General features: G+C 39.8%; 9 protein-coding genes. 4 read left to right on the top strand and 5 right to left on the bottom strand.

All coding sequences use genetic code 11. The features are described from left to right. Positions 1-87: 87 nt before the first annotated feature. Positions 88-1,284 carry an IS256 family transposase gene (locus EO132_RS08720; protein WP_062787294.1) on the top strand — a complete coding sequence of 399 codons (1,197 nt, stop codon included), beginning with the start codon at positions 88-90 and terminating at the stop codon, positions 1,282-1,284. Between the two features lie 334 nt (positions 1,285-1,618). Here the strand turns inward: EO132_RS08720 and EO132_RS08715 are convergent, their stop codons facing one another. Beyond that, positions 1,619-2,716: a hypothetical protein gene (locus EO132_RS08715; RefSeq protein WP_127137492.1), complete on the bottom strand. Its 1,098-nt coding sequence runs from the start codon at positions 2,714-2,716 to the stop codon at positions 1,619-1,621. 1 nt (position 2,717) lies between these two features. Continuing rightward, positions 2,718-3,515 (bottom strand): RNA polymerase sigma factor, encoded by a 798-nt coding sequence (locus EO132_RS08710; protein WP_127137491.1) that lies wholly within the window; start codon positions 3,513-3,515, stop codon positions 2,718-2,720. Between the two features lie 127 nt (positions 3,516-3,642). Between EO132_RS08710 and EO132_RS08705 the strand changes: the two genes are divergently transcribed. From EO132_RS08705 to EO132_RS08695, 3 genes are all read left to right on the top strand, one after another. After that, positions 3,643-3,906: a hypothetical protein gene (locus EO132_RS08705; protein ID WP_090294722.1), complete on the top strand. Its 264-nt coding sequence runs from the start codon at positions 3,643-3,645 to the stop codon at positions 3,904-3,906. A 255-nt stretch (positions 3,907-4,161) separates the two neighbouring features. Continuing rightward, complete coding sequence (locus EO132_RS08700) at positions 4,162-4,665, top strand: RNA polymerase sigma factor (RefSeq protein WP_127137490.1); 504 nt, start codon at positions 4,162-4,164, stop codon at positions 4,663-4,665. Beyond that, positions 4,662-5,249, top strand: a complete 588-nt coding sequence (locus tag EO132_RS08695; RefSeq protein WP_127137489.1) for a hypothetical protein — start codon at positions 4,662-4,664, stop codon at positions 5,247-5,249. Before EO132_RS08700 ends, EO132_RS08695 begins: the two co-directional genes overlap by 4 nt. Positions 5,250-5,472: 223 nt before the next feature. On the opposite strand, the gene mobB is transcribed toward EO132_RS08695, so the two are convergent. From mobB to EO132_RS08680, 3 genes are all read right to left on the bottom strand, one after another. Continuing rightward, positions 5,473-6,495 carry a MobB family relaxase gene (gene mobB, locus EO132_RS08690; protein WP_127137488.1) on the bottom strand — a complete coding sequence of 341 codons (1,023 nt, stop codon included), beginning with the start codon at positions 6,493-6,495 and terminating at the stop codon, positions 5,473-5,475. A gap of 5 nt (positions 6,496-6,500) precedes the next feature. Next, positions 6,501-7,085: a BfmA/BtgA family mobilization protein gene (locus EO132_RS08685; RefSeq protein WP_127137487.1), complete on the bottom strand. Its 585-nt coding sequence runs from the start codon at positions 7,083-7,085 to the stop codon at positions 6,501-6,503. 376 nt (positions 7,086-7,461) lie between these two features. Then, a partial coding sequence (locus tag EO132_RS08680) for a DoxX family protein (RefSeq protein ID WP_164732305.1) occupies positions 7,462-8,652 on the bottom strand: 1,191 nt, incomplete at its 5' end.

The following is an 8,652-nucleotide window of genomic DNA, read 5'->3' as shown; positions in this document are numbered from 1 at the left end:
AGGACTATCTCATAAAGTGTGTAAATAGAAAATTAGCGGGGGCATGCCCCCGCTAATTTTTTGTCTAATTTTAAATATTTTCACATTATGAAGAAAGAAGAATTGTTCAACGACGATTTCCTGAAGCAGTTCAAATCGGGAGACGAGCTCAACGGTTTTCTCAAGGAACTCCAGAAGCGCGGCATCGAGAAGATGCTGGAAGGGGAACTGGACGGCCATCTGGATTACGAAAGGCACCAGAGGTCCAAGGACGGCAACTCCCGTAACGGGCACTCCAAAAAGAAGGTGCGCACCTCCTTCGGGGAGTCCGAGATATCCGTCCCCAGGGACAGGGATGCCAGTTTCAACCCCATGGTCGTCCCCAAGCGGGGCAACATGGTGGACGGCATCGAAAATGTCATCGTATCGCTCTACGCCAAGGGGATGAGCAACAGCGATATCGGGGAACAGATACGCGAGGTCTATAATTTTGACATCTCCACTTCCACCATATCAAGGATAACCGAAAAGGTGGCGGAGGACATCGTCGCCTGGCAGAACCGACCCTTGGAACCGGTCTATCTTATCGTATGGATGGACGGTATCGTCTTCAAGGTCAGGGAATCCTCCAAAGTAATCAACAAGACCGTGTACGTGGCCGTGGGCCTGCGCAGGGACGGGAAAAAGGAAGTGCTCGGCCTTTGGCTGGGCAAGAACGAATCGGCGGCCTTCTGGATGTCGGTGCTCACCGATATCAAGGCCCGCGGCACCGAGGACATCCTGATCACCGCCACCGACAACCTGAACGGGTTCACCGATACCATCAGGAACGTCTTCCCCGAGTCCAGAACCCAGATATGCGTGGTGCACCAGATACGCAATGCCTGCCGCTACGTGGTATGGAAGGACAAAAAAGCGTTCACCGCCGATATGAAGGGCATCTACAACGCACCCAACGAGAAGGCCGCAAAGGCCGCCCTGGAGGACTTTGCCAAGAAGTGGGAAACCAAGTACTCCTATGCCATAAGGAGCTGGAGGGACAACTGGGACGAACTCACCGTGTTCTTCGAGTTCCCCCTCGAGATACGAAAGATCATCTATACCACCAACCTTATAGAGAACCTGAACGGGAAGATCAGGAAGTACACCAAGAACAAGCTTTCCTTCCCCACCGACGATGCGGTGATGAAATCCGTATATTTGGCAACAAGGGAGGCCACCAAGAAATGGTCCATGCCCATCAGGAACTGGGGCATCATTTTAAACCAGTTCCTTACGATCTATGAAAAAAGGGTCAGGCTCTAGAAAAGCCCAACCCCCGTTATTTTTAACTTACACACTTATTGGGATAGTGTCTTTTCAATAAAGTAGAGTTCAGCAAACAAGAAAACTCGCTAGTTACATTCTTCATGCAATTAACTAGATATTTACAACAAGCTATTGGAACTGTGCAAGCAATTAACCTTCAAACTTATTTAGACAGCATTGACGAAGAAATTGATAAAGACATCTAGATTGTTTCACCCTCTGCCTAATTTTTTTAGGAATAAGAGAGCCCACGCGTTGTATATGCAGTTAGCATTTAGTGAGTGCCATTGACCTCACCTTACGGGTGTACAAGCACCCTCGACCATTCTATTCAATCAATAATTAATTCAAGACCTGCTTTCTTTGCCTTGTATCCTATTTTGGTAATTAAATCACAATAGCTCCAATTTCTTAATACAAATCCCTCCTCTTTAGCAATCTCAGTTTTTTCCTCCTGATTCAAAAGTATGAGGGTTCCCGCTCTATGTTTAACACAAAAATCAATCAACCTCCGGCTATAGACATGCAAACGGTTATGGACATATTTACGTTCCGTTTGACCAAGTCTGTCAACTGCCTTTAGTTTTCTTTTAATGCCCTTACCCGACTTGGAATAGGTTGCCCCGATCTTTGCCCGTCTGTGTGCCGATTGTATCGCCAATCTTCTGTATAAAAATTCTTCCTTTGTGCCAATGGTAAGCCTTGCCTTGCCAACCTTTACGACAATAGGATATTCAAGGGACAAAGAAGCCTCTGCGATAACCTCCGGTCTTAAATTATGGTTTTCTTTTTCAATCTCGAATACCGCCAATAAGAAAATCTTGCCGTCTTTTAGCTTTATGTGTGATGTGTATAGTTTAGTTTCTCCTTTGACAACTCGCTCTAATAACATTCGTTTATCCGTAAAATCCTTTCCCAAATAGGTTTTAAAGGGAATCCTAAATAAACGAAAGCAAAAGGCTTTTTTATCTTCATCGAAGTGCAATCCACTCATACCCTCCAAATCAAAAGGGAAGGCCATATCCCTCCTGAAATTTTTCAAAGAACGTTCACCGTTCCAGTACTTTGGTCTGTTCTTCTTAAAAGATGAAATCAAGGCCTGGTTCAAATTGGACAATATGTTTGTGGGTATTTCCCCTTTAAAACGATCTGATACCACTCGATAGGTGGTATTGATTCTGGAACGGTTAAGGATTCCTTGTTCATCCTTCTTTTCATCTGCCAATTTATATTTTATGCCTTCTGAAAGGTAAAAGAATTCCCTTACCATTTCCTGCACATAAAGATGGGTCACTATTAGGTTGGCTGCCCTAAAGCATCGGTTCTGCCATTGGTACAGTTTATCCAAGGCCTCTTTTTTCTCCTCTATTGTAGGGAGGTCGATCAGTAGTTGGATCTTTCTAGTGAGTTTTAGCGTTGACTTTTCCATGTTAGGCCGATTGCAATTGATGTTTTGCTTCCATTAGCCTATAGGCTATCATGAATTCCTGATGCACCTCCTTTTGGGAGATGTTAAGTTCATTCGCTATTTCGGAAAAGGAATATCTTAGTTCACAACGCATTTTAAGCACCTTTGTCTGCTCTTCTGTCATCTCGCCAGTAAACTTTATCTCATCTGTCTTGTTATTACCGAAATCGAGCTTATTTCCTTGATGAAGGATGGTTTTAATATCTTCAATAGCTTCCTTAATCTCCCTACAAGTTTCATTGATGCCCTTTCCCATTGCCTTGGATATAGCTTTGTATTGAAAGCCATATTTTAAACAAAGATTGATTACATGTCTTTTGCTATCATCCAATAAGGGCAGGACGCGTTTGATACTTTCGAACTTTTCCTGTTCCCCTTCCTGTAGTTTAAAATTGTTATTGTCTTCAGCAGGGTCATACCCGACCATATAGTCTTGGTAATTCTCATAACTCTCCAATGAGTGGACTTTCCTGAAAAACTTGTTCCTAGGGCGCGTATAATATGAAATACACTCCCTTTTCATCACAAACCGCAGGAAAAAATAAATGTGCTTGGGTGATTCCAAACTGTCCCTATGTACCCACAACTTTAAGAATACATCCTGAACCAATGTCTCCACAACAAAGCTATCATCAAGAAAGCTTTTACCAAACCAGAAAATCTGTCTGTTATACCTGGTATAGATTTCCGCAAAAGTCGATGGGCAACCTTTCTTCAATAATTCAAGATGTTTGTTGTCGATATTTGAAATCACGAGCATAAAATTTTAATGATAACTTACCAAATGTAATCATTTATTTATTAATCGTAATTATTAACTTATTATAAGTATATTTTACAGTACTATAAATGAATTACTTGTCATTTTAGGGTTAACAAATACGCCCATGACAAAAAAAGATGATCATAAAGACCCTGCACTGGTTTCCATAGGTTCAATGTTCGAGACGGGAAAAATTCGAAAGATGTACACTCTTGCCGAATTATATCCCACCCGAATAGCAAAATCACTTGGTATAAATTATGGCAGGTACATGGTCAAGCTGAACCATCCTGACAAATTCACTATGGGAGAAATTGTAAGGCTTGCTGATTTGCTCGATATAGAGCCTGATATGATTACCAAGGTCATATATGCTGAATTAAAGTAGCTCATACAATTACTAGAAAGTATCTAGAAGCATAACTATCCAAAAGCGAACGTAACGCAGTGAAGTGCTGCAAGCGTCCCAAACCTTACCCTTAACTAATACTACTGAGCAAGGTAAAAGGCTACCTTACCATTCATTTTTTCATAAAGAATTCCTTGATTTCACCCAACTGAAAGGATTTTTTATTAAAAAACACACCAAAGTGTCATATTCTGATAACTGTGGTAACTAAAGAAGTAAAGGGAAGGATCATTAATGGAAAAAAGAGAAATCATATTTCTTTCTGCATTAGAAGAAAACCAAGATAAGCTATATAGAATTTGTTCAATTTATTCATATAGCCATGAAGACGCGAAAGACCTATTTCAGGAAGTGCTAGTTCACATCTGGAAGTCGATGAATTCATTTAAAGGTAATTCATCTATCAGCACTTGGATGTATAGGATAGCCTTAAATGTTTGCCTTCGTTTCAAATCTAAATACACGAAAAACCAAAAGCGATTCATAAGATTGGATAGTATGACCATTGCCAATCTTGGCTCGGAGGTAAATAATGGAATTGATAATGAAAAACTATTAGCCTTAAGAAAATGTGTCAAAAGCCTGAATGAAGGAGACAAAGCAATAGTTGCTCTGTATTTGGAAGGATTAGCATACCGAGAAATTTCAGATATACTTGGATTATCTGAAAATCATATAGCCGTAAAAATCAAGCGGATTAAATCAAAATTGCTCAACTGTATAAATGAAATGTTATGATTGAAGATGAATTAAATAAAATTTGGCAATCCTCCACGAATCAGGAGCGAATAAAATTCGAGAAATCAAAATTAATTATAGAATTACATTCAAGTTTAAAGCGTTTAGATAGATGGTGGAATTATCTAGAACTTTCAGAAACGATTTTAGCTGTATTTGGGGTTTTCTTATCCATCTTTTTATTCTTCAAGATTCCTTTCATCCTAACGAAAGTGGCGTTGGCATTAATGATAATTTGTGCCGTTTATTTAATAATTAAATATCGAGGCGTTAAAAAATTTAAGCCTAACGATTTGGAAATGAATTATTTGAATTATCTCAAAAAAAACAGGGAATATCTCCAAGCTCAAAAGAAATTTCTTAGAACATATATCTATTGGGGAATATTGCCAGTTTACCCAATAATGGTTTTGTTTACCATTAGTGTTTGGGCAAAAACCCCAATGTATTTAATTATCCTTATTAATGTTGCTGCGATTGGAATAGGCATTTATGGATACTTCTTAAATCAATTACGTGCAAAAAAAGAAATCGACCCAAGGATAATTAGAGTTAATGAATTAATAAATAGGTTAGAGCAATAGCACATGATGTCCAAGTATAGACCCTCAAAAGTTTCAACAAATTTTTTAGAACAATTGTCAAAAATTTTGGGTTTTTCAACTTCAAAAACAAGAAGAGAAACAATCAAACAAAGAAGAAATCGAAAGAGGAATAAAAAGTACTAATGGCACTAAAAAGCAAGTCCCTTTTCAGCAAATATCAATACATAGTTGTCATAATAAGTCGCAAACTTCTTTTTGGATTTCAGTAGCCCATATCCTCACCTGTGCCCCTAGCCTTATCGATACCCCTACCTAGAGCTTTGATGATCTTGGCAGCAATTTGTACTTTATTCGTCGGTATACTGGGAGCCTTTACACCCATCGTTTTAAGTAGTTTAAAGGCCATGTCCTTTTCCTTGGTGGGCAACCCCATCACCTTGGCAAAGAACTTCCCCGGTTCCTTGGCATGTGCCTTTCTACCAACATAGGATTCCACATAGTTCCTTTTGAACCCCGTTGTCCTGTCAAAGGTCTTCTCGGCTGCTTGGTAAAAACTGTCCCGATCAAAACCTCTTTTGATTGTCCTTCCGTTCAGTTCCACTTCGGAAGCCTTGTGCTTTGCCATTGGGGATAGCGTATAGGTGTTCGTCACGTCCCTTCTACTGACTATGATATGGATATGGGTCTGTGGCCCCTCTTTTTGCATCCCTGTGGCAATGAGCTGCCCGTTCTGTTTGTGTGGGGCCAATCTCATTTGCTCTTTGATTCTTTTTTCAAGCTCTGTGATATTCCCGATGGATTCTCCCCGTTCCACTTTTCTCATCTCGTTCCTCAGCCTTGCTATTTCTCCACGATACGGTGCATTCTCTTGAACCTGTTTGTCAAACCCCCGGTAGGTGCGCTCATGCTCGATCTTGGCATAGTATTTCAAGTTTTCGGCCTTGACCTCTTGGTTGCGATGGAAACTCTTGGCATAATCCTCCATGAGTTTCCTTGTATATTCCCTTAGCAGGTTTGGGTCATTGCCAATGGCATTCAGTTCCCTTTTGTTGGGACTGACCACTATGGAATAGAATTTCGGGTCCTTCTGCCTTAATTTGGCCGTATTGGCATCTATTTCATCAATGACCGTTTGAGGGCTTACGTTGTCGTTCTCTTGGTCAAAGAATTCCTCCATTTGTTCGGGCGACCTATCCTCGTTTTCCTTTTCCAGATAGTCCACATAGTTCCCCACACTGGAGTTGTAGGTACTGCCCATTTTCTGTGCCGAGATGGTAAGGTACATGAGCGTTATCTTAATTGATGTTTCAAGCTTTCGAAATCCCCGATGCCCATATTGATTTTGAGATAGGGCTTGCCCATCATTGGCTCCACCTTCTCCACATTGTCGATGATTTCATTGCAACGCTTTTTATATTCTTTGAATTCTTGCAGTATCCTGTCATGTTCAACTTTCGGAACGGTATTTCTTGGCTCCAAAAAATCCATTCGCTCTTCCTGAATCCGGACAGGTTCACGTTTAGGTTTCCTCCCATCCTTTACATAGGCCTCATAAAGAATGAGTACCATTTCATAGGTGGGCCGGATACTGGTCTTTTCCATGTTCTTGATAATGGCGATTAGCCTATCGAATTTTTTCATCATCCGATGCTCCATCTTTTTGATACTGTCAAGGATGATCTTTGTTCCCTCCCCAAAAGGGTCAAGATTGTTCTCCTTGAAGTATTGTATCATCCCATCAATTACCTCACTATGCGATTTGCTGAACTTTTTGGAATAGCTCCGAAAACGTGTGGCCGTTTCTTTCTTTACCGTGATATTGGAATAACCACCTGTTCCTTTCTTTGTTCTATCATTTATTAATTGCTTTTCCATAGGTGTGATTTTGATTTTTAGTGAAATTGCGTCAATTTTTTCGTCAAAAATTTCCAGTGTTTATAGGGCTTCCCAAAGGGTTTACTGTAGATTTCGGAAAAGTCTACTGTAGCCCCTGTTTTTGCCCAGTATTCCAAAATCCATTCAAGCAACTGGTTTTCAACTTGTTGAAGACCCGGAAACAACCGAGATGGCGCAATTTGCGCATCACCCTCTTGCTATTCCTTCGTCCCGCAAGCGGGACCGAATAAATACAGCATGATTGGAAATCAGCTGCCCTTTAATTTTATATTGATTCGTACGGACTTTTGGAAAGTCAAATCAAATATGTGCCGTACTAATTCGTGTTATAGAACACATGATAAAATATTGAACTCTATCTATTGTTCGGAAATTCGTTAATCCAATGAAAACCTCTTTTCATAAGATAAAACTCATTCTTATCCTTTATCTTAAAATCAATCCTAATGCTATCTTTACCTTTGGTTCCAGTAAAAACCAAAACACTATCCCTTAACTCGTATTGGAAGTTAAAGGTTGAAGATTCTTTGAATGGTTTTATTTGAATTGTGGTGTTTATGGTATCCACTACACTTTCTGCATAAAGAATATCGCCATTCATTTTGGTTATGTTGGAACTGTATCTATCGACTATAAATCTTCGCCATCTATTTTTGTCGGTCAACAACGGTTCAATAGTATCATTGTTCACGACAAAAGTTTCAACTTCGTAAATTCCATATAGACTGGGCATCTCTGCTTTTCTCCCATGCTTATATTGGTTACTATAATTATTTGTAACCATTACCGAAGTGATAAATAGAATGACAAAGCCTTTCACAAAAAGACCGAGTTTAACATATCTCCTGTTTTTAAAGTATGGTTCTATTTTATTGGCAGGAACCGGCTTGTTCAAAACGAAAAAATTCAAAAGTCCCATAATGTCCTTTGATAGTATAATTATGGACAGTATTACCAAATGAAATGAGAAGAGCTTTACAGGCACATCGTAACTCATGTTCAAGACAAAAACATTGAGCATTATTCCGAACGCTAAAATGGCCCCAAGTCTAGTGGTCTTTCTAAAAAAAAGAAGTACTCCCGCCATAACCTCCATCACACCAGTGAAAATGATGTAAGGAACAGAATATCCCATAAACTTCCATAGTAAACCCATTGGAGAAATTTCACCAAATGGCCTTAACATATCGGTAAGACCAGGTTCCCAAAATTGATTAGGAAACACTTTGGCAAGACCATAGGTCAACATTGTGAATGCCAAATAATAACGGATATAAACGGCAGCAAACCTTTTAATTCTTCCAAAGAAATCCCTTGCCCTATCAAAAATGAGCCAAATCGTTGCAATAATAACCGAAATTGCTCCTTGCACAAGAAGTTTAAAAAAATGGTAGCTCGTATCCCCGCTACCATTGACACGTGTAACAATATCACCTTGATAGCCTGCACCGTCCTTTACCAGTAATAAAACCAACCACTGCCAAAACTTATCTACATAAGATGAAATGCTTTCTCCAACTTTGAACGGTAGCCATTCCAAAGGAAA

Source organism: Flagellimonas oceanensis (assembly GCF_003992595.1).
In the GTDB taxonomy this organism is placed as follows: Bacteria; Bacteroidota; Bacteroidia; order Flavobacteriales; family Flavobacteriaceae; genus Flagellimonas; species Flagellimonas oceanensis.
Note: the sequence above shows the minus strand (reverse complement) of the source record. Positions and strands in the feature narration are given on the sequence as shown.